We start from the raw sequence: 20,699 nt of genomic DNA on the forward strand, positions 1-20,699 counted from the left end.
GTACGACATCCGCAGTACAGCCCGGAAAAACATACCCTCCTCGCCGGCGCGCGCTAGCGCATATCCGCTTCCTGGCGGCGCACCCGCGCCCCGCACAGCCCGTAGTAGGCCACGAAGCCAATAATGAGGGCCAGGATCACGCCGATATTGCCCGAGCCGAGCGGCCCGTCCACCCCGCCGATGAGGGGGAGAAGGTAGCCCTGCCAATCATTGAAGGGGGCATCGGAGAAGCCGTTGACCACCAAACCCCAGCCGATCACGCAGCACACCGCCAGGATGGCCAGCGAGGTCACGTTGTACTTGCCGTAGCGGCCGGTGGGGGAGAAGAGTGCGGCGTCGTCGTAATCACGCTTACGCAAAGTAATATCCGCCATCATGATGCCGGTCCACGCGGCAAGCGGTACCCCCAAAGTGACCAGGAAGGACTGGAAGGGGCCGATAAAGGTGGGCGAGAAGAAGGTGACATACACGGTTCCCACGGTGAGAATCACGCCGTCGATGAGGGAGGCGAGGGGGCGCGGAATCCGAATCCCCAGGGTCAGGAGGGTGAGCCCCGAAGAATAAATACCGTTAATCGCGCCCGAGAGCAGCGAAAGAATCGCGGTGAGGAGGAAGGGGAGGAGGAACCAGGTGGGCAGAATGGTGGCCAGTGCCCCGACCGGGTCGGCGCCGATGGCTTCGGAGAGCGCGTCGTCCGAACCGGCCAGCATCAGCCCGAAACTAATGAGCACCACCGGGCCGAGGGAACCACCCAGGGTATTCCAGAAAATAATATGGCTGCCGCGCGCCTCGCGGCTCTGGTAGCGCGACCAATCCGCCGCGATATTCACCCATCCCAGGCCCATACCGGTGAGCACCATGACGAAAGCGCCGAGCATGGCCGCAACAGAGCCGGAAGAGTGGGAGAAAAGCGCGGAGGCGTCGAGATGCGGGAAAACTAAAATAATATAGATAATGGTGGTGATGCCGGTGATCCAGGTGAGAACCGCCTGCATTTTCATAATAATGTGATACCCGGCCACCGCGCCCAGCACGATGAGGGTGGCAACTATGGCCGCCGCCACCACTTTGACGGTGGTGGAATCTTCCCCGGCCCAGCCCAGCCGCGCCAGCACGGTATTAGTGGCTAGAACTGCGGTAATGGCCAGCGAGGTTTCCCAACCAATGGAGGTCAGCCAGGAAATAATGCCCGGAACTTTCGCGCCGCTGACCCCGAAAGCCGCGCGCGACATAACCATCGTGGGCACCGAGCCGCGTTTGCCGCCCAGCGCGATCACCCCGCAAATAGCGAAGGACAGAATCACGGCGATGACCGTGATGACCAGCGCCTGCGGGAAAGAAATACCAAATCCAAGCACCCACGCCCCGTAACTCATCCCGAAAACGGAGATATTCGAGGCGAACCACGGCAGGAACAGATGCCGGGGTTTCGCGGTGCGCTCACTATCGTCGACTATTTCGATACCGGTTGTCTCTATCGATGCCATAGGGACTATTTTTCTCCAGCTCAGCGGCGAATGGTAGAGGAAAAGCAAAATTCGGGAAGAGCAGACAGGGAGCGGCGGCCTCGTCTACCATAAAAGGGAAAAGCCACACGGGAGCGAAAGTCATAGGGAACGACGGCGCCACTTTGGCTCTGAGCTGGCTAAACGGATACGTCACCGGGAAGGAGTACTCCGTGATCGCGGGAATTGGAACCGATACCGTGGCCATCGATGCCTTCGCCCAGCAGCTGGATTTACCCGGCTCCCGCTTCCGCAATGTTTTTACCGCGCGGGAAATGCGCTACGCGATCCGCCGCGCCCAACGCCACACCCGCACCGAGGCCGCCGGGGCTTTCGCCACCCCAGCCGCGGAAGAAGCCGGATTTGAGACCGTTATCCCGGCCGCGGAGCTCGCCCCGCATCTGGCGGCGCGCTGGGCGGCCAAAGAAGCTTTTATTAAGGCGTGGTCGGCGGCGTTGTATGGCTCTCAACCGGTGCTGCCCGAGGGGCATTGGGATGCTATCGAGGTCACCAATGACCGCTGGGGGCGCCCCGCGATTATCCTCGGGGCACCGATTGCGGGGGCGGTTCATAAGACCCTCGGGAGCGTGAATATTCATGTGTCCATGAGTCATGATGGCAACGTGGCCAGCGCCGTCGTTCTTATTGAATATCAGAACAATAGCGGGGCGCGGCGGGCCGCAGGCACGCACTAAACCCGCCCCTACACCCGGCGCTAAACCGCGCTACACCCCGAACGAGCCGCCACTACACCTCGAACCGGCCGGAAATAGACCCGCGGCTCGCTGTGTGAGAAGCAATAGCGCCGCGGTGGCAGCGTACACTACCGTGTGCCGGTACGAACGAAGCACTGAGGCGGTGGCCCGGCCACCGCGGGAAGCGGGCCCGCCCACAGGGGCACCGCGATGAAGGAGCTGAGAAAACGTGGCACCAGAGCAAGCTGGACAAGCTGAACAATCCGCCGAGCCGCAGCTGCAACGCGGCCTGCACGCCCGCCACCTCACCATGATCGCGGTGGGCGGGGCGATTGGCACCGGACTCTTCGTGGCTTCGGGCGAAACAATCAGCCAGGCCGGCCCGGGCGGGGCCCTGGTGGCCTACGGGCTTATCGGCATGATGGTCTACCTCCTCATGCAATCTCTGGGCGAAATGGCGGCCTACCTGCCGGTCGCCGGCTCCTTCGAAGAATACGGGCGGCGTTTCGTTTCCCCGTCCTTCGGTTTCGCCACCGGCTGGAACTACTGGTACAACTGGGCAATCACCGTGGCCGCCGAGCTATCCGCCGCGGCGCTCGTCATGAAGTACTGGTATCCGGACACCCCCGGCTGGGTGTGGTCCGCGGTCTTTTTGGCTCTCCTCATTTTGCTCAACGCGCTCTCGGTACGCACCTACGGGGAAGGCGAATTCTGGTTCGCCCTCATTAAAGTGGTGACCGTCCTTGCCTTTATCGCGGTGGGCCTGCTCATGATCGCCGGTGTGTTCGGGGCCAGCCCGGGGCTCGCGCACTGGACGGAAGGCGAGGCGCCCTTCGTGAACGGCGGGGCGGGAATCCTCGCGGTCTTCATGGTGGCCGGTTTCTCCTTCCAAGGCACCGAAATGGTGGGCATCGCCGCGGGGGAGGCCCGCGACCCCGCCACCACCGTCCCGCGCGCCACCCGCACAATTTTCTGGCGCATCCTCATCTTCTACATCGGCGCGATCGTGGTGGTGGGCACCCTGGTGGCCTACAGCGACCCGAATCTGCTGCGCACCGACATCTCCGATATCGCCGTCTCGCCCTTCACCCTGGTATTCGAGCGCGCCGGGGTGGCTTTCGCGGCCGCGGTCATGAACGCCGTTATTCTCACCGCGGTGCTCTCCGCCGGGAACTCTGGTCTCTACGTATCCACCCGCATGCTTTTCGCGCTCGCCGAACAGGGCAGCGCCCCGAAATTCCTGGCGCGCCTGACCCGCCGCGGCGTCCCGCTCAACGCCATGATCATCACGATTCTGGTGGCCACCGCCTGCTTCATCTCCTCCTTCATGGGCGACGGCAAAGCTTACGCCTGGCTCGTCAATGCCTCCGGGCTGGCCGGTTTTATCACGTGGATGGGCATCGCGTGGAGCCACTACAATTTCCGCCGCGCCTTCATCGCCCAGGGCCGCAGCCTCGACGAACTCCCCTTCAAAGCACGGTTCTACCCGGCCGGCCCCATCGTGGCGCTGGTGATGTGCGCGGTGGTGATCGTGGGGCAGAGCTACCTCATTATTACCTCCGGCGGCGGTGCGCTCGACCTGCTCTCCTCCTATATCGGATTGCCGCTTTTCTTCGCCCTGTGGTGGGGCCACAAACTCGTCACGAAGAGCCCCGCCGCGGATTTGGCGCACGCCGATCTAAGCGCACCCAAGATTTCCTAAGCGCTGCGTTGTTGCGTGCGGCGCGGCGTTGTTGCGCGGGTGCTCGCTGCTCGCGGGCCGTGCGCCGTCGTTCCCATCCGCGTGCAGCACGACGACGCCGCAACGGCCCGCGTGGTCCGGAAAGCTTCGCTGCAATTTTTGTGTCGCACCCCCGCGGTAGACTGTCGACCTAACAGCGAAGGCGTGGAAGGTGTGGAGGAGAGACATGAGTACACCACTGGATGAACCTTTGGCCGTGGCGGACCCGGAAGTAGCCGCGATTCTCACCGGGGAATTGCGCCGCCAGCAAGAAGGCTTGGAAATGATCGCGTCGGAGAATTTCGTATCCCGCGCGGTTCTGCAAGCCCAGGGCTCTGTTCTCACCAATAAGTACGCGGAAGGCTATCCCGGGCGGCGCTACTACGGGGGCTGCGAATGGGTGGATAAGGCCGAAACCCTCGCCATTGAGCGGGCAAAAAGCCTGTTCGGGGCTGATTACGCGAACGTGCAACCCCATTCGGGGGCCTCGGCGAACGCCGCCGTGTACCACGCGATGGTGAAACCAGGGGGCAAAGTTCTGGGCATGGCCCTCGATCAGGGCGGGCATCTTACCCACGGCATGAAACTCAATTTCTCCGGGCGCAACTATGAGGTAGCCGCCTACCACGTCAATCCGGAAACTTATCTTCTCGATATGGATGAGGTGCGTGAAACCGCGCTGCGCGAACGCCCCGCCATGATTATCGCCGGGTGGTCCGCCTACCCGCGCCACCTGGATTTCGCGGCTTTCCGTTCCATCGCTGATGAAGTTGGCGCGGTGCTGTGGACGGATATGGCCCATTTCGCCGGCCTGGTTGCCGCCGGGCTGCACCCCAATCCCCTCCCGTACTCGGATGTGGTCACCACCACCATCCACAAAACCCTGGGCGGGCCCCGCTCGGGAATGATTCTCTCTGCCCGCGGGGAAGAATACGGGAAAAAGCTCAATTCCGCGGTGTTCCCGGGCAACCAGGGTGGCCCGCTTATGCACGTGGTTGCCGCGAAAGCGGTGGCCCTCGGCTACGCGGCCACAGAAGAATTCCGTGAGCGCCAGCGCCGCACCCTGGAAGGCGCCCAGATCCTGGCAGCCCGGCTCACGGAAGCCGATGTGGCGCAGGCAGGCATCTCGATTATTTCCGGGGGTACGGATGTGCACCTGGTCCTCGTGGATCTGCGCAATGCCGCGATCAACGGCCGGGAAGGGGAGGACCTGCTGGGTAGCATCGGTATCACCGTCAACCGCAACGGGGTTCCCTATGACCCGCGCCCGCCCTTCGTCACTTCCGGGCTGCGCATTGGCACCCCGGCCTTGGCCACCCGCGGCTTCGGCCCGGAAGAATTCACGGAGGTTGCCGATATTATCGCCCGCGCTCTCATCGCCGGGCACTCCGCACCGGTGGAGGAGCTACGTGCCCGGGTGCGCGCGCTCGCGGACCGTTTCCCGCTCTACGCCGGCCTCGATCAGGTCGGGGGCGGTTCTGGCGCTCCAGGCGCATCGGGCACTTCGGGCGCATCCGGAAACGGCTGCTGCGGCGGGCACGCAGCTAGTGCCGCCCCTGGAAGCACCTGTGCACAGAGCGGTGAAGGCGAGTAATGGCAGCGCAACTTTTGGACGGGCGCGCGGTTGCCGCCGCTATCAAAGATGAACTGCGGGTGCGGGTGGAAGCCCTGCGCGCTCGCGGCTACACTCCCGGACTCGGCACCGTGCTGGTGGGTGATGACCCGGCCTCCGCGGCGTATGTACGCGGCAAACACCGCGATTGCGCGGAGGTGGGTATCGCCTCTCTGCAAGTAGAACTGCCGGCTAGCGCCACCGCGGCAGAAGTGGCCGCTGCGCTGCGCGATCTCAATACCAACCCGGCCTGCACCGGGTACATTCTCCAACTTCCGCTCCCAGCCGGGCTTCCCGAAGCTCGCCTCATCGAAGCGATTGACCCGGATAAAGATGCCGACGGGCTCCACCCGATCAACCTCGGGCGCTTGGTGGCAAGCGTGAGCTGCCAGCTCACCTCCCCGCTGCCCTGCACCCCGGCCGGCATCGTGGAGCTGATCGAACGCCACGGGCTCAACCTTGCCGGCAAACACGTAGTGGTCCTCGGGCGCGGAATCACGGTGGGAAGAAGCATCGGCCTTCTGCTCACCCGGAAAAATATCAATGCCACCGTCACGCTCTGCCACACCGGCACCTCGAATATTCCCGAGCTGTGCCAGCGCGCTGATGTTATTATCGCCGCGGTGGGCCGGGCTGGTTTCGTTCGCCCGGAATGGGTGGCCCCCGGAGCCGTCGTTATTGATGTGGGAGTAACCCGGGAGCGCACCGCGGAAGGAAAATGGCGCACCCTCGGGGATGTAGACCCGGCCGTGCGCGATCACGCAGCCTGGGTATCACCCAATCCCGGCGGGGTGGGCCCGATGACCCGCGTCATGCTGCTCAGCAACGTCGTAGATATGGCCGAACGCTGCGCTGCGGAGCAGGATGGGGCGAAGCCACGCAGTGCAGTAGGCGGCGCAGTCGGCCCGGACGCGCCGGCGCAGCGCGCAACCGAACAGCAGGGCCCAACAGAAGAGCACGCGGCCGCACAGATCCTCCCGGAGCAGTCCGGGGCAGGGCACGGAGGGGAATGAGATGCGGATAAGCACCGTCAACGTCAATGGAATTCGCGCGGCCGCGCGTAAAGGAATCGCGGCCTGGCTGGAAGCCACCGCCGCGGATATCATCCTGCTTCAAGAAGTGCGTGCCCCCGCGGATATCACCGCAGATATTTTCGCGGGAACCGGCTACCGGATCTACACGGCCGTTTCCGATATCAAAGGCCGGGCCGGAGTTGCGGTCGCGGTGCGGGAAGGCATCGGTGTGGGTGAGATCCGGAATCACCTGGGCGTGGGCGCGGATGGAAAGCCAGTCAGTGAAGAAGCTCCGGTGGATAGCGGGCGCTGGCTTGAAGTAGAACTCCCGGATTACCAGCTGCGGGTGGTGAGCGCCTACCTGCATTCGGGAGTGGCGGATAATCCAGAAAAGATGGCGGCAAAATACGCGCATCTGGAACGGGTAAGCGCCCGCTTAGCGCAATTTGATCCGGCCGCCCGCACCCTGGTCGCCGGAGATTTCAATATCGTCCATACCGAAGCCGATATTGAGAATTGGAAGTCTAACCACAATCGCACCTCCGGGGTGCTCGACGATGAAATCGCCTACCTGGATCGGTGGTTCGGTGGGCCCTGGGTGGATGTGCAACGCGCCCTGCTGGAACACAACGGGCACGAAGGTAAAGGTCCCTACACCTGGTGGAGTCAGCGCGGCAAAGCTTTTGATAACAACGTGGGTTGGCGTATCGACTACCATATGGCCAGCCCTGCACTTGCCACCACCGCGCAAAGTTTCACCATCGGGAGGGCAGCCTCCTACGCTGAGCGCTGGTCCGACCACGCCCCACTCACGGTGGACTACCAACTCGAAGGCTAAACTCGTTGAGGAATCAAAAACTTCTGTTTTTGTCGTAGGCCTCACGTACCATGGCTATGTGACACAGCAGAACACAGTGATGGATAGGACTTCCCGGGCTTTCGGGGTGGATCAGCGCGGGCGGCAAGCCGCCCGGCGGGGTGCACCCAGCGGGGCCCGGGTGGCGGAAAGCGGCATGGGCGGCGTCGTACATAAAGGAAAAGCCCTCGTTGAATGGGTGCAAGGCACGCGCATTATGCGGGGGATCGGCCGCTACGGTAAAGCCCGCGGGGGCCTGCTCGCCGGTGGAATCGCCTACTCGGCGCTTTTCGCCATCACCGCGGCCCTCACCATTTCCTGGACCGTGTTTATGGCCACCCTCGGCAGGAACGCGCAGCTGCGGGAAACCGTGGTGGATGCCGTCAATGCGGCCCTGCCCGGCATCCTTCAAGATTCCTCCGGGGAAGGGCTCATCAACCCCGATGACCTCATCCTTTCGGGAACCTCGGTGGTGGCAACCATCATCGCGGGCGCCGTGCTGTTGTGGACGGCCATGTCCATTATGGCCGGGCTCTCCACCGCCATCGGAGCCATGTTCGGCGTGAATCAGCGAACCGAAAACGGGGCGGTGAGTATCCTCTTCAGGCTGGCCGGATTCGTGGTGCTCGCCCTGGGGATCCTCACCTCCGCGATCATCGGCTCCCTCGTCGGCTCGGTAGGAACCCTGCTCCTCACCCACCTGGGGTTGGACGGAGCCCTCGTGCAATTCGGAACTAAAATCGCGGTCTTCCTGCTCGCGGCCACCGTCGATGCGCTCGTCATCATGTTCATTATTCGCTTCACCTCCGGGATTCGGGTACCCCGCCGCGATTTCATCACGGGGGCGGCCCTCGGTGCGCTTCTCCTCTCCATCATTCGGGTGGTCGGTACCTCCGCGGTATCCAGCGTGTCCGGCAACCCGCTCCTCGCTCCTTTCGCCGCTATCGCCACCTTGCTGCTCTGGCTCAACCTCGCTTCGCGTATCGTGCTCATGGTCTCCGCCTATATGGCGAACCCGCCCCGGGCTTATGTGGCGCAGGACCCGGAAGAACTGCGGGCTACCACCACTCCCAATTACGTCACCCTTTCCGTTCCGGAAACACTCACGTGGCCGCATGATCCCATCACGGGTTCCCTGCTGCCCGAACCGGATAACGCCACCGAAGATGAGGAAGAAGAGCTTCCCGAATGGGGTGGTTTGGCCGGGAACCTGGCTCGCCGCCGGGCCGAAAAGCTAGAATCAAAGGCGCGTGAGGCGCAGCTCAAAGCTGAGGAAGCTCGCGCGCACTACGTGAACGGGCAACGCGAACTCGCCCGCTCGCAGCGAAAGGACAGCTAGGCGTGACATTCCATGCGATTATTCCCGCCGGGGGAGCCGGCTCACGGCTGTGGCCACTCTCGCGGGCCAGCCACCCGAAATTCCTGGTCGATTTTGGATCAGGGCACACCATGATTCACGATACGGTGACCCGGCTCGCCCCGCTGGCATCGAGTATCTACACCGTGACGGGCACCGCCCATGCCGCGGCCGTCCGCGAGCAACTCACCGATATCCACACGCCCCTCCACTACGTGGTTGAACCGAGCCCGCGCGGCACCATGGCCGCCATCGGTATCGCTGCCGCACTCGCTCATCGCTCCGACCCGGATGCCCTGGTCGGTTCCTTCGCGGCCGATCACCGCATCTCCAATACCGCGGCCTTCACCGCGGCCGTACGCACCGCGCTGCGCGCCGCAGAGCACGGCTACCTGGTTACCCTCGGGATTACCCCGACCGGGCCGGCCACCGGGTTCGGCTACATTCGCGCCGGTGGGCCGCTCGCTGGCGGGTCGCGCGCTGGCGAGTCGCTCGCCAGTGGGCCGCTCGCGGGCGATACCGCTGCCTTAGCGGTAGAAAAATTCGTGGAAAAACCGGATGCGGATACTGCCGCAAGCTATCTGGCGCAGGGTGGTTACTACTGGAACGCCGGAATTTTTGTGGCCCGCGCGGCCACCCTCATGGATATGCTCACCGAATACCGCCCCGATATCGCGGCCCCGCTGCGCCAGCTAGCCCAGCTGTGGGATCTGGACTCGGCTCAGCAATCCGCGCAGGTAGAAGAACTATGGGCCTCCATCCCGAAGGAAGTCATCGACCGGGCGGTAGCCGAACCAGCCGCGGCAGCCGGGCGAGTGGCCGTGGTTCCCGCTGATATGGGCTGGTCCGATGTGGGGGATTACGATTCCCTCGCCGAAGGCATCCCCGCCGGCGAACTCACCGCCCAGCGGGTTCCGGGAAGCACGGGGGCTCCGGTGCTCGCCATTGATGCGCCGGATTCACTGGTGTACAGCTCGGCGAAGCCCGTCGTCGTAGTGGGAGTGCCGGGCGCCGTCGTTATTGATACCGAAAACGCACTCCTGGTGACCACGCGGGAGAAAGCACAGGACGTCAAAAAGGCCGTGGACGGTCTGGACGCGGCCGGGCTAGCGGACCTGAGATAGTTTTCCGCTCCGCGTAGCGGGGTGGAAGGCGCGCAGGCAGCGAAGGACAATAGAAACCATGAACACACGCGACTATCGGCGCGGGGCGCAAACCCGGCGCGGCACCCAGATTCCGCCCGTCACCGCGGATACCAAGCTGCTCTCCAACCGGAGCAACGGGGACTGGACTCTCAGCGATCCGTGGCGGGTGCTGCGCATCCAATCCGAATTCGTGGAAGGATTCGGGGCGCTCGCCCACGTGCCGCCTTGCGTCTCGATTTTCGGTTCGGCGCGCACCGGGCGCGAATCCCGCTACTACCGGGTGGCCGAAGAAACCGCCGATATCCTCAGCCAGCAGGGCTTCGGGATTATTACCGGGGGCGGGCCGGGGATTATGGAAGCCGCCAATAAAGGCGCCGCGGCCAATGACGGCCTCTCCATCGGCCTCGGGATCGAACTCCCGCACGAACAGGGCCTCAACGAATACGTCAATCTCGGCATTGAATTCCGCTACTTCTTCGTGCGTAAAACAATGTTCCTCAAGTATTCCCAAGGCTTCGTGGTGCTCCCGGGCGGTTTCGGCACCCTCGACGAACTTTTCGAAGCACTTACCCTGGTACAAACCGGTAAAGTTGCCGGATTCCCGGTGGTGCTGGTGGGCAGTGATTTCTGGGGCGGCCTCGTGGAGTGGATCCGCGGGCGCCTGGTCAGCGAAGGTATGATTTCGCCCGCAGATCCGAATATTTTCACCGTGGTGGATACCGCTCGCGAGGCTGTGGATGCTCTTATCGCAGGTCAGCGCTCCCTCACGGCGGAACAAGCCACACGACAAGCTCGCCGCGAACAGGTGGCAGACTTCTAGTAGAATTAGGGGTGACGTTAGTCGCATAGTTGCGGCGAACAGGAAGGAAACCACTATGGCAGCTATGAAGCCACGCACAGGTGATGGGCCGCTGGAAGTCGAACGTGAAGCGCGCGGAATCGTGGTTCGTATTCCGGTGGATGGCGGCGGACGCCTCGTCCTGGAACTCAACGACGAAGAATGCGTCAGCCTCAAAGAAGCTCTCGCAAGCGTGGAGAAGTAACCACCACCAACGTACCTGTACCTACTACCTATCCGGGGGCCAGCCAGCGGGCGCGGCCCCCGGATGTTATGCGTTCGGAGTGCTCGGAGCGCGCGGAGCTCTCGGAAACCTGCGGATAGTGTGCGTTCAGAAACCGGCGTGCTCAAGCATGGCGCGGTTGGATCTGAAGGGCGGTTCGGTTGGTTCGAAGGGCAGCCCGGTTAGATCGGAGGGCGGTTCGGTTAACGCAGGCGGCAGACCAGCACGCCATCGCCGAGGGGCACCAGGCTGCTATCGAGCTCTTCGGCGCGCATAAGCGCCTTAATGAGATGCCGTATCGCGACGACGGGTTCTTCGCGGCGCGCCGGATCAGCGACTTTGCCGCCCTGGAGGGCGCCAGCCACCACCAGGAGGCCGCCGGGGCGCAAAATCCGCAAGGCTTCTTCACAGTCGCCGGCAGCCTCGAGGGGATCGCCGTCGACAAGAACCATATCGTAGGAGCGGGCCGCTAGCCGCGGCAAAATATCCGCACTGCGACCGTTAATAATGCGCACTTTCCCGGGGCGTGCCCCAGCCCGAGCGAAGAGCGAGCGGGCCACGTGCTGGGCTTCGGACTCCACGTCAATCGTGGTGAGGTGAATATCCCCGGCCCGCAGCAGGTAGAGGCCGGAAACTCCGCTGCCCGTCCCGATTTCCACCGCGTTCGTGACCTTCGCGCAGGCCGCCAGCACGGTGAGGAAGTTCCCGCAGGCCGGGCTCACGCAGCGAATAGAGAATTCAGCGGCGGTGGCACGGGCCGCTCGGGTAATATCCCCCTCGATAACGGCGTCTTCAGCGTATGTCCACGCCAGGGTCCGATCGGACATAAGCCTCCTCCAAAACAGGGATCGTGCGCAGCAGTGTTTCTATCATAGTGCGCTGCGCCATGACGCGGGGTATGCGCGCCGGGCTAGCTGGCCGGAGCGCACGCACGTTAGTCAGCCGGCGCCCCGCGCCGCGGTAGCTCTTGGATGCGCGCTGCTAGGCCGCGCAGAGTATCGCGCGCGGGGGAGTCCACCATATCGAGGACGAACGGCGTTCCCGCGTCGCAGCCTTCCCGCAGCGCCGGCTCCAGCGGAATCTGCGCGAGAAGCTCAACCGGGTACCCGAGGGTCGCGCTGAGATTCGTGGCGACGAGCTGCCCGCCACCGGAACCAAAAATAGTATTTTTTGTTCCGTCCGGTAGTTCCAGGTAGGACATATTTTCGACGACGCCGATAACAGTCTGCTCAGTTTGCTTGGAAACTGCACCGGCCCGTTCAGCCACGTCCGCGGCGGCAGTTTGCGGCGTCGTGACAACGAGGATATCTGCGCGGGGCAGCATCTGAGCCAAAGAAATAGCGACGTCGCCCGTTCCCGGCGGTAAATCGAGGAAAACAAAATCTAGATCTCCCCAGTAGACGTCCGCAAAGAATTGTTCGAGGGCTTTGTGGAGCATGGGGCCGCGCCAGACCACCGGGGTATTCCCGGGCACAAACATGCCGATGGACATGACTTTCACGCCGTGGGCGACCGGGGGGATGATCATGCCGTTGAGCTGCTGGGCGGGGGTATCCACTCCCATCATCCCGGGGATGGAAAAACCGTAAATATCGGCGTCGATGAGGCCTACGCGCTGGCCGGTGGCGGCCAGGGCAACCGCGAGATTCGCGGCGACGGAGGATTTACCAACCCCACCTTTTCCGGAGGCCACCGCGATAACGCGGGTGGGGGAGTCGGGGCGCGCGAAAGAGATCTCCCGGGTGGTGCGCCCTCCGCGCAGCTTCTGCTGGAGGTGTTGCACCTGGAGGGGGGTCATGGCACCCATGGTGATGGTGATAGTACCCACGCCCTCAAGCGGGGAAATGGCTTCGCGGACTTCCTTTTCAATGACGTCTTGGCGCGGGCAGTGCACGGTGGTGAGAAGCACCGTGAGGGTGACATCACCTTCCGGGCTCACCCGCAGCCCGTGGATCATATCCAGTTCGGTAATCGGGTGGCGTAGCTCCGGGTCGATAACCCCGGAGAGGGCTTCCAGAACCCGATCCTTGGTGAGGGCAGTGGCCGCGGGTGAGCGCGGCACCGAATCGGAAACAGGATCACTCGTGGGCACCGGGCTCCTCCCTAGGGCGGTCAAGCGCGGCGCGGGCGTGGTCATCTCCCGGATCAACCGGGACATCACGGGCTTCGCGCTGGGCCTTGACCGCATCGAGTTCTTCTTGCAATTCGCGGATACGTTCTTCGCGTTCGGCAGCGCGGTCAATATTGCGGTCATCAAGCTCGTGGAGCAAATCGCGCAATTCCGAACGCACAAAATCACGGGTGGCCATATCGCCGACCGCATCGCGCAAACCCGCAATTTCACGCATGAGGTATTCGGTATCCGCCAGGTTGCGATCAGCACGCTGGCGATCCTGCTCAGCGCTCACTTTATCCCGGGCATCCTGGCGGTTCTGGGCCAGCAGGATGAGGGGCGAGGCGTAGGAGGCCTGCAAGGAAAGCATGAGCGTGAGCGCGGTGAAACCAAATTCGGCGGAATCGAATTGCCATTTTTCGGGGGCCATGGTGTTCCACGCCAGCCACGCCACCACGAAAATGGTCAAGTAAACCAGGAAACTCGCGGTGCCCTGGAAGCGGGCAATGCTTTCCGCGGCGCGCCCGGCAGCTTCCGGATCTTTGCGGCGCCGGCGCCGAAACAAGCGGCTGCGGCGTTCGAGTGGTTCATTGAAATCATTAGCCACGGTTCACCTCGTTCGTCGTGGATGCGGCGGCGTTTTCAGAATCCGCGCCCTCCCAGGAATCATCCATATCGCGCCAATCCTCGGGGAGGAGGTGGTCGAGAACGTCGTCAACGGAGACCGCCCCGAGGAGGAGCCCCTGGTCTACTACCGGGACAGCGGTGAGGTTATAGGTGGCTAATTCGCGGGTGACCGAACCGATGGGGGCTTCCGGATCCACACCTTCGGTATTGCGATCCAGAATGGAACCGAGCATTGTGGTCGGGGGTTCGCGCAGTGCCCGCTGGATATGTACCGCGCCCAGATACCGCCCCGTGGGAGTTTCCAAAGGCGGGCGGCACACAAAAGCTACCGCGGCCAACGCCGGCGGAATATCCGGGCGGGAGGCTGCGGCCAGGGCTTGGGCGACCGTATCATCCGGGCCGAGGATCACCGGGTTGGGGGTCATGAGACCACCGGCGGTGCGCTCGTCATAGGTGAGGAGGCGGCGCACATCTTGCGCTTCGCCCTCACTCATGGAGTCGAGGAGGATCGCGGCCGTTTCAGAAGGCAGATCGGCCATGAGGTCGGCCGCGTCGTCGGGCTGCATCACGTCCAGAACGTCACCGGCACGTTCCACATCCAAGCCGGCCAGCACCGTGACGCGGTCCTCATCACCGAGTTCTTCCAGGACGTCCGCGAGCTTTTCGTCCGTAAGCTCCCGGGCGACCGATTGCATACGTTCCTCGGGTAAATCACGCAAAATTTCCGCAATATCCCACGGCTTGAGATCCACCAGCTGGGAGACTATTGAAGCGGCTCCCTGGGTGTGGCTCGCGGTGGACAGGCCGGCCACTTCGCTCACCTTGAGGATTTCCGAATGGCGCGAATTCGTGCCGATTCCGCGCACATACACCTGGGTGAGGCCCCATTCGCGCCCGCGCAGCGGCTCAATGGCCGCGTCCACGACGCTCATGCGGGTGCCGGTTTCCCGCACCACCACTTCGCGGTCAATGAGCTGGGCCATAACGAGTGTTTCCGAACTGCGCTGCTGGAAGCGCCGCATATTGAGCACACCCGTAATGATGACCTGGCCGTTTGCGATGGAAGTGACGCGGGTAATGGGCAGGAAGACCCGCCGCCGCCCCACCACATCAATGGTGAGCCCGACCGCGGATGGCACCCCTTTGACGCGGAACACCACGACGACATCATGGACGGTACCCACCTGGTCGCCAATGGGATCGTAGACGGGGGTACCGGCCAGCCGCCCAATAAAAACGCGAGAATTTTGCGAGGTTTTCATTAGCGCTGCACCCGCGTGAACCATTCTTCGATATCAGCGATGGTCCGCGGTATATCTTCCGAGAGGCGCTCAGCGCCGTTTTCCGTGATGAGGATATCGTCCTCGATACGCACCCCGATGCCGCGGAAACGTTCGGGAACCTTGAGGTCATCTTCGCGGAAGTAGAGCCCCGGTTCGATGGTGAAGACCATCCCCGGTTTGAGTTCCGCATCTAGGTACATATCTCGGCGGGCGGCCGCACAATCATGCACGTCCAAGCCGAGGTGATGGGAGGTACCGTGCGGCATCCAGCGCCGGTGGTACTGGCCTTCGGGGGCCAGGGACTGCGCGGCAGTGCCCGGGAGCATACCCCACTTTTCCAGGTGCGCGGCGATAACTTCCATGGCGGCGGCGTGCACATCCTTGAATTTCACGCCGGGGGTGCCGGCCACTTCCAGGGCGCGCTCAGCAGCTTCCAACACGGCGTTATAGACCTCCGCCTGTTCTTCCGTGAAGGTGCCGGTGACCGGGAGGGTGCGGGTGATATCCGCGGTGTAGAGAGAATCGAGTTCCACCCCGGCATCCACGAGGATAAGATCGCCTTCGCGCACCTCACCATCATTCGTCATCCAATGGAGAGTATTGGCGTGGTTGCCGGAGGCTGCGATGGTGTCATATCCCAGGCCGTTGCCTTCTTCGCGGGCGCGGGCGAAGAACGCCCCTTCCACCACGCGTTCCCCGCGATGGTGGGCAACCGCGCGCGGCAGGCTACGAATAATCTCATCGAAACCGGAGTAGGTGGCTTCCACCGCTTTGCGCATTTCCCGCACTTCAAAATCATCTTTAATGAGGCGAAGTTCGGAGAGAGCTTGGGCCAGCTCCACATCTTGGGCGGAATCCTGCGAGAGTCCGGCCGCGGCACGCAAGTCACTTACCTGCGCGGTGATCTGCTCCGATGCCTCCGCGAGCACCCGGATGCTCACCTGGCCTTCCCCGAGGTCCTTCGCGAGGGCATCGGGAAGGTTATCCAGGGAATCGGTGGCCAAACCGGTGGCGCGGCTGACTTCTTCCAGGGAGGGACGCGCCCCCACCCAGAATTCCCCGTGGGCCGGATCCGAATAAAACTCTTCTGAGGAACGCGAGGCGCGCGGGTAGAAGTAGAGGGTGACATCATGCCCGCCTTCTTCGCGCGGATTGAAAACAAGGACCGCGCCGGGTTCTTGTTCCCCGCCCAGGCCCGTCATATGTGAGAAAGCAGAGTGGGCGCGGAAGCGGTAATCGGTGTCATTAGCGCGGACTTTCGTTTCCCCGGCCGGGATCACGAGGCGTTCACCCGGGAAAAGCGCGGAAAGGGCGGCGTGGCGGGCCGGCAAATAATCTGCCACTTCCGTGCGCGGTGCCGGTTCGGGCCGGGGCCCCCAATCCGAGCCCATGAACTCCCGAAACTCGAGGTTACTGGGCTGCTGAGAACGGTTATTTCCGCGGGCGCGCAAATTTTGCTGCGCAGTATCCTGATCGTGCTGTCCCTTGGTAGTCATACCGTCCATTATCGCACCCTTTGCCGACATAAAAAGCCCCGCGAACTTTTCCGGCGCCGCGGGCAGCGTTGGGCGCGGACGCTCCGGGGTACCGGCACAATAGCGGGGGCGTGCCCCGGTCGGCTGCTACCCGCGCGCCCCGCCCGGCCAGCGCCGACTAAGCTGGAGAGCATGGCTATCGATACCCACACTCATTCCACCGCCTCCGATTCCACGGTCACTCCACGCGAACTCGTGGAGGAAGCCAAGAGTATCGGCCTGGCCGGAATTGCGCTCACCGACCACGATACGGTGGCCGGATGGGAGGAGGCCGCCGCTGCGGCGGCCTCCTGCGCCGTCGTACTTATCCGTGGCATGGAGTTGTCCACGAAATGGGAAGGGATCACCTGCCATATCCTCGGGTATCTTTTCGATCCGCATGACCGTGCGATCCAGGAGCATATCGCTACCACGCGGGCGTCGCGGCTCACCCGCACCCGGGCCATTGTGGAAAAGCTCAGCGCGGACGTGCCCATTACCTGGGACGATGTGGTGGCTCATACGCCTCCGGGGGCGACCGTCGGGCGGCCCCATATTGCGGATGCCCTGGTGGCGGCCGGTGTGGTTCCCACCCGGAGCGCGGCTTTTACCCACTATCTTTCCGTGCACGGACCCTACTATGTTTCGCATTACGCGCCGCAGGCCTGCGAGGCCATCCGGATGGTCACGGCGGCGGGCGGGAAAGCGGTGCTAGCCCACCCGGTGGCGCCCGCGCGCAATAAAGTGGTGCCCGAGCGTGCTTTTGAGGAAATGGCCGCAGCCGGGCTGTTCGGCGTGGAGCTGCGCCACCCGGAAAACGATCCGGCGCTGGTGCCGGGCCTGGAACGCACTGCGGCACGTTTGCAACTACGCGGTTTCGGGGCGAGTGATTACCACGGGCGCGGGAAAACGAATCGGCTCGGGCAATACACCACGAGCCCGGATATTATCGCCGAGCTGGTCGACGGTACCGCCTTGCCTGTGCTAGGTTAAAACGCGCTTCACTGCCGTAGCGTTCCGGCGGGAGCCGGGTACCTGCGAGCGCCATTCCTACCCGGCGCGGGCGCGGCCGTGAAAATTTTCAGGATGTCTTTTCGATTCTCGCGGGGATGTCCTAGGATGGTGTCGTTATAAGTCCGGCTCGGTGTAAAACCGCTCCTGCGGATGTGGAGGACCTGGTCGCCGGGGAGAATCAGGAGGTACTGCCCCGTGGCCGTCTTTGATGTCACGATCTTCTTGTCCACCTTCATGACCCTGTTCGTTATCGCCGACCCGCTAGGTAACCTCCCGGTTTTCATCGCGCTCACCGCGCGTAATACCAATAAGGAACGCAATCGCGCGGCCTGGCAGTCGGTCCTCACCTCCGCGATTGTGCTGGCGATTTTCGCGGTTTTCGGTAAATACATTCTGGATTTGCTGGGTATTACCACCGCCGCCATGCAGATTTCGGGCGGTATTTTGCTGTTGCTCGTCGCCCTCCAGCTCATGCAGGACGAATCCAATCCGCAAGAAGAAGAGGCGAAGGCTTCTTCGGTGAATATCGCCCTGGTTCCCATGGGGATTCCGCTGCTGGCCGGCCCCGGCGCGATCGTCGCCATCATGATTAAAGTGGAGGAATCCGGCGATACCTTGGGCGGCATCCTCGCGATTATCGCGGCCTTTATCCTGCTGCACATTATTGAATGGGTGGTATTGCGTTTCGCTTCGCCCATGCACCGGCTCCTCGGCGAGGGCGGCACGGTGTTCCTCACCCGCATTGCCGGGATGCTGTTGGCCGCTATTTCGGTGCAGCTTATTATTGCCGGCGCGGTTTCCGTGTGGCCGGGCGCCGCGTAGGTTCTTCTTTTCCGCGCAATTCTTAAAGTCCAGGCGGGCACCTCCGGGAAATGTGGAGGTGCCCGCCTGAGCTTGTTAATCCGCCTTAGTCCAGTTTGCGGGAGAGTTTACGACGACGCCGCTGCGTTCCTGCCTGCTCGCTAGCAGCGGGAGTTTCGGCCCGCGTGCGAGGGGTGCCGAGCTTGCGGCGGGTACGCCCGGAAGTGCTGCGCTGTTCTTTTTCTTCAGCACGACGACGCCCGCTTCCCGAGCGCTGCCCCTCCGTCTTCGTGGCCGTGGATGTGGCACGGCGCGATCCACGGGTGGAAGAAGAACGCCGTTCGCTCCCGCGTTCGCGCGAGCCGCGGCGCCCGCCCTGGCGGGCCGAGCGACGCTGGGAATTCCTGCGCCCACCCCGCGAGTGCCCGGTTTCGCCCAGGTCTTCAATCTCTTCGGCATCCAGACCGGCCAGCACCCGCTGGGATTCGGGGAGGGTGGAGCCGGCATCGGTGGGAATATCAAGATCGGTGTAGAGGTGATCTGAAGTGTGGTAAGTCTCTACCGGATCGGCCATCCCGAGGTTGAGCTGCTTGCTGATAAGCGACCAGCGGGGCATATCTTCCCAGTCCACGAAGGTGACCGCGGTGCCCTTATTCCCGGCGCGGCCGGTGCGCCCGATACGGTGGATGTAGATTTTTTCATCTTCGGGGCACTGATAGTTGATGACGTGGGTGACATCGTCCACGTCAATACCGCGGGCGGCAACATCGGTTGCAACAAGCACGTCAATCTTGCCTTTGCGGAAGGCCCGCAGGGTTTGTTCCCGGGCTCCCTGGCCCAGATCTCCGTGCAGGGATCCCACCGCGAATCCGCGGTCGCGCAAGGTATCGGCCAGGCGGGCCGCATTGCGCTTGGTGCGGCAGAAAATAATGGAGCGATCCCGGCCGCGGGCTTGGAGGATGCGCGCAACCACTTCGTCTTTATTCAGGGCGTGGACGCGGTAGGCAACCTGGCGAATATTTTTCACGGTGGCGCTGTCATCACCGGGGGTATGGGCGCGGATATGCGTCGGTTTCGTCATGTAGCGGCGCGCCATGGTGATAACGGGGCCGGGCATGGTTGCCGAGAAGAGCATGGTGTGGCGGGTAGGTGGAACGGCGGAGAGGATTTTTTCGACGTCGTCCAAAAAACCGAGGTCGAGCATCTCATCGGCCTCGTCGAGGACCACGGTGCGCACCCGGCTGAGCACGAGGGTGCCGTGTTTCATGAGGTCGATGATGCGGCCCGGGGTGCCCACCACGATTTCAACGCCCTTAGCCAGAGCTTCTTGCTGGGGTTCATAGGCGCGCCCCCCGTAAATATCGACGATACGCAAGGTGCGGTGGGCGGCGGCGTTACGCAGCTCCAAAGCAACCTGTTTGGCCAGTTCGCGGGTAGGAAGTACGACGAGTGCCTGGGGCTTACCCTGATCTGCCGGCGGGATATTTTCCCAGCCTTCTTCTCCCGGGCCTATCGAGACTTCGAGGAGCGGGATACCGAAACCGAGAGTTTTCCCGGTGCCTGTTTTTGCCTGCCCGATAATGTCGTGCCCGGTTAGGGCAACGGGAAGGGTGAGGGCCTGGATCGGGAAGGGGTGGGTAATGCCGTGCTCTTCCAGGGCACGAACGATAGGTTCGGAAACTCCGAAATCTGCGAAAGACTTGGTTTCGAGGCCCTCGCCCGTGCCGGTGATATCAGCGGCGGGGGAGGTGTCGGTGGGTTCATGAGCACGGGAGGAATCAATCACTCCGGAAGCCATATGCTGTCCTTTCTGCGTGCGCTAAGGCGCACGAGCTAGGGGTGGGTGCAGCAGTTGCGATACATGCCATATCAGCCGATTACATATTGGCGACCGAGCACACCACCCGAGGTAGCAGCCGATCGCGACAATCCCCAGCGACCGGGCAGCTACACATATCAATCACGCCTGGAGGCGGCGTACACGGCCTCAGGCTCCCGGCTATTCTACGGCACGAACCCGGCCGGGCCGCCGCGACTTCCCGTGCGCCCCGAATTTCCTAGAGACCGAAGCCAACCCGGCGGGTATCCTGTTCGCGGATTTCCACGAAAGCAATAGCATCGGCGGGAATGGTTACCTCACGATTCTTCTTCGCGGTAATACGCAAAGGCTTGCCTTCTCCACCCAGGCTGGCATCGACAAGCGCGCGCAATTCCTCAACCGAGGCATCCGTTTCCAAAATCAGATCACGGGTAGTTTCACGAAAACCAATAACGATTTCCATATGTTTCTCCTTGAATACTCTAGGGATGCGGGGCCGTAAAGCACCGCCGTGAAAGAGCTTGAATAGCTCATCTTCGCGATGCTTCCACAGTAGCGTTCGCG

The 20,699-nt window shown here is 62.8% G+C and carries 18 protein-coding genes and 1 pseudogene; 11 read left to right on the forward strand and 8 right to left on the reverse strand.

What is annotated here, in order from left to right; genetic code table 11:
• Positions 1 to 53: 53 nt before the first annotated feature.
• Positions 54 to 1,487: a purine-cytosine permease family protein gene (locus tag ACRQFC_RS01430; RefSeq protein WP_284883281.1), complete on the reverse strand. Its 1,434-nt coding sequence runs from the start codon at positions 1,485 to 1,487 to the stop codon at positions 54 to 56.
• 191 nt (positions 1,488 to 1,678) lie between these two features.
• Between ACRQFC_RS01430 and ACRQFC_RS01435 the strand changes: the two genes are divergently transcribed.
• From ACRQFC_RS01435 to ACRQFC_RS01475, 9 genes and pseudogenes are all read left to right on the forward strand, one after another.
• The gene (locus tag ACRQFC_RS01435; RefSeq protein ID WP_284896706.1) at positions 1,679 to 2,200 is read left to right on the forward strand and encodes a holo-ACP synthase; all 522 of its coding nucleotides are present in this window, start codon (positions 1,679 to 1,681) and stop codon (positions 2,198 to 2,200) included.
• A gap of 229 nt (positions 2,201 to 2,429) precedes the next feature.
• Positions 2,430 to 3,902 carry an amino acid permease gene (locus ACRQFC_RS01440; RefSeq protein WP_143231869.1) on the forward strand — a complete coding sequence of 491 codons (1,473 nt, stop codon included), beginning with the start codon at positions 2,430 to 2,432 and terminating at the stop codon, positions 3,900 to 3,902.
• 205 nt (positions 3,903 to 4,107) lie between these two features.
• Positions 4,108 to 5,514: a serine hydroxymethyltransferase gene (gene glyA / locus ACRQFC_RS01445; protein WP_284896705.1), complete on the forward strand. Its 1,407-nt coding sequence runs from the start codon at positions 4,108 to 4,110 to the stop codon at positions 5,512 to 5,514.
• A pseudogene (locus ACRQFC_RS01450) lies at positions 5,514 to 6,380 on the forward strand (bifunctional methylenetetrahydrofolate dehydrogenase/methenyltetrahydrofolate cyclohydrolase); the annotation flags it as partial. The gene glyA and the pseudogene ACRQFC_RS01450, both read left to right, overlap by 1 nt.
• A 166-nt stretch (positions 6,381 to 6,546) precedes the next feature.
• The gene (locus ACRQFC_RS01455; protein WP_284896704.1) at positions 6,547 to 7,383 is read left to right on the forward strand and encodes an exodeoxyribonuclease III; all 837 of its coding nucleotides are present in this window, start codon (positions 6,547 to 6,549) and stop codon (positions 7,381 to 7,383) included.
• Between the two features lie 58 nt (positions 7,384 to 7,441).
• Complete coding sequence (locus ACRQFC_RS01460; protein WP_284896703.1) at positions 7,442 to 8,740, forward strand: YihY/virulence factor BrkB family protein; 1,299 nt, start codon at positions 7,442 to 7,444, stop codon at positions 8,738 to 8,740.
• A gap of 2 nt (positions 8,741 to 8,742) precedes the next feature.
• Positions 8,743 to 9,882: a mannose-1-phosphate guanylyltransferase gene (locus tag ACRQFC_RS01465; protein WP_284896702.1), complete on the forward strand. Its 1,140-nt coding sequence runs from the start codon at positions 8,743 to 8,745 to the stop codon at positions 9,880 to 9,882.
• Between the two features lie 58 nt (positions 9,883 to 9,940).
• Entirely contained in the window at positions 9,941 to 10,723 is a 783-nt protein-coding gene (locus ACRQFC_RS01470; RefSeq protein WP_026429527.1) for an LOG family protein, read from the forward strand.
• Positions 10,724 to 10,778: 55 nt separating this feature from the next.
• On the forward strand, positions 10,779 to 10,946 hold the full coding sequence (locus ACRQFC_RS01475) for a DUF3117 domain-containing protein (protein WP_016442993.1): 168 nt from the start codon (positions 10,779 to 10,781) through the stop codon (positions 10,944 to 10,946).
• Positions 10,947 to 11,167: 221 nt separating this feature from the next.
• Here the strand turns inward: ACRQFC_RS01475 and ACRQFC_RS01480 are convergent, their stop codons facing one another.
• The 5 genes from ACRQFC_RS01480 to ACRQFC_RS01500 form a co-directional block, all read right to left on the reverse strand.
• Positions 11,168 to 11,791 (reverse strand): O-methyltransferase, encoded by a 624-nt coding sequence (locus tag ACRQFC_RS01480; RefSeq protein WP_284889137.1) that lies wholly within the window; start codon positions 11,789 to 11,791, stop codon positions 11,168 to 11,170.
• Between the two features lie 107 nt (positions 11,792 to 11,898).
• Entirely contained in the window at positions 11,899 to 13,056 is a 1,158-nt protein-coding gene (locus ACRQFC_RS01485) for an Mrp/NBP35 family ATP-binding protein (RefSeq protein ID WP_284896701.1), read from the reverse strand.
• Complete coding sequence (locus ACRQFC_RS01490) at positions 13,043 to 13,684, reverse strand: DUF1003 domain-containing protein (protein ID WP_087070615.1); 642 nt, start codon at positions 13,682 to 13,684, stop codon at positions 13,043 to 13,045. Before ACRQFC_RS01490 ends, ACRQFC_RS01485 begins: the two co-directional genes overlap by 14 nt.
• Complete coding sequence (locus tag ACRQFC_RS01495) at positions 13,677 to 14,966, reverse strand: magnesium transporter MgtE N-terminal domain-containing protein (RefSeq protein ID WP_284896700.1); 1,290 nt, start codon at positions 14,964 to 14,966, stop codon at positions 13,677 to 13,679. The genes ACRQFC_RS01490 and ACRQFC_RS01495 overlap by 8 nt, the downstream gene beginning before the upstream one ends.
• Positions 14,966 to 16,492: an aminopeptidase P family protein gene (locus ACRQFC_RS01500; RefSeq protein ID WP_320753627.1), complete on the reverse strand. Its 1,527-nt coding sequence runs from the start codon at positions 16,490 to 16,492 to the stop codon at positions 14,966 to 14,968. The genes ACRQFC_RS01495 and ACRQFC_RS01500 overlap by 1 nt, the downstream gene beginning before the upstream one ends.
• Before the next feature lie 162 nt (positions 16,493 to 16,654).
• On the opposite strand from ACRQFC_RS01500, the gene ACRQFC_RS01505 reads away from it, so the two are divergent.
• Together ACRQFC_RS01505 and ACRQFC_RS01510 are read left to right on the forward strand one after the other, a co-directional pair.
• A complete protein-coding gene (locus ACRQFC_RS01505; RefSeq protein ID WP_284896698.1) occupies positions 16,655 to 17,494 on the forward strand; it encodes a PHP domain-containing protein in 840 nt (279 codons plus the stop codon).
• Between the two features lie 216 nt (positions 17,495 to 17,710).
• Entirely contained in the window at positions 17,711 to 18,337 is a 627-nt protein-coding gene (locus ACRQFC_RS01510; RefSeq protein WP_026429521.1) for a MarC family protein, read from the forward strand.
• Positions 18,338 to 18,422: 85 nt separating this feature from the next.
• Here ACRQFC_RS01510 and ACRQFC_RS01515 read toward each other — a convergent pair whose 3' ends face one another.
• Together ACRQFC_RS01515 and ACRQFC_RS01520 are read right to left on the reverse strand one after the other, a co-directional pair.
• Positions 18,423 to 20,114 carry a DEAD/DEAH box helicase gene (locus ACRQFC_RS01515; protein ID WP_284896697.1) on the reverse strand — a complete coding sequence of 564 codons (1,692 nt, stop codon included), beginning with the start codon at positions 20,112 to 20,114 and terminating at the stop codon, positions 18,423 to 18,425.
• 259 nt (positions 20,115 to 20,373) lie between these two features.
• Positions 20,374 to 20,598 carry a DUF3107 domain-containing protein gene (locus ACRQFC_RS01520; protein WP_087070621.1) on the reverse strand — a complete coding sequence of 75 codons (225 nt, stop codon included), beginning with the start codon at positions 20,596 to 20,598 and terminating at the stop codon, positions 20,374 to 20,376.
• Positions 20,599 to 20,699 lie beyond the last annotated feature (101 nt).

It is taken from the genome of Actinotignum inguinis (assembly GCF_051265835.1).
GTDB lineage: Bacteria > Actinomycetota > Actinomycetes > Actinomycetales > Actinomycetaceae > Actinotignum > Actinotignum timonense.

Bases quoted from the DNA above. Each gene is read 5' to 3' on its own strand.
- ACRQFC_RS01515 (WP_284896697.1), bottom strand. From the start codon at position 20,114: ATGGCTTCCGGAGTGATTGATTCCTCCCGTGCTCATGAACCCACCGAC.
- ACRQFC_RS01455 (WP_284896704.1), top strand. From the start codon at position 6,547: ATGCGGATAAGCACCGTCAACGTCAATGGAATTCGCGCGGCCGCGCGT.
- ACRQFC_RS01470 (WP_026429527.1), top strand. From the start codon at position 9,941: ATGAACACACGCGACTATCGGCGCGGGGCGCAAACCCGGCGCGGCACC.
- ACRQFC_RS01500 (WP_320753627.1), bottom strand. From the start codon at position 16,492: ATGGACGGTATGACTACCAAGGGACAGCACGATCAGGATACTGCGCAG.
- ACRQFC_RS01505 (WP_284896698.1), top strand. From the start codon at position 16,655: ATGGCTATCGATACCCACACTCATTCCACCGCCTCCGATTCCACGGTC.
- ACRQFC_RS01475 (WP_016442993.1), top strand. From the start codon at position 10,779: ATGGCAGCTATGAAGCCACGCACAGGTGATGGGCCGCTGGAAGTCGAA.
- ACRQFC_RS01520 (WP_087070621.1), bottom strand. From the start codon at position 20,598: ATGGAAATCGTTATTGGTTTTCGTGAAACTACCCGTGATCTGATTTTG.
- glyA (WP_284896705.1), top strand. From the start codon at position 4,108: ATGAGTACACCACTGGATGAACCTTTGGCCGTGGCGGACCCGGAAGTA.
- ACRQFC_RS01430 (WP_284883281.1), bottom strand. From the start codon at position 1,487: ATGGCATCGATAGAGACAACCGGTATCGAAATAGTCGACGATAGTGAG.
- ACRQFC_RS01480 (WP_284889137.1), bottom strand. From the start codon at position 11,791: ATGTCCGATCGGACCCTGGCGTGGACATACGCTGAAGACGCCGTTATC.
- ACRQFC_RS01495 (WP_284896700.1), bottom strand. From the start codon at position 14,966: ATGAAAACCTCGCAAAATTCTCGCGTTTTTATTGGGCGGCTGGCCGGT.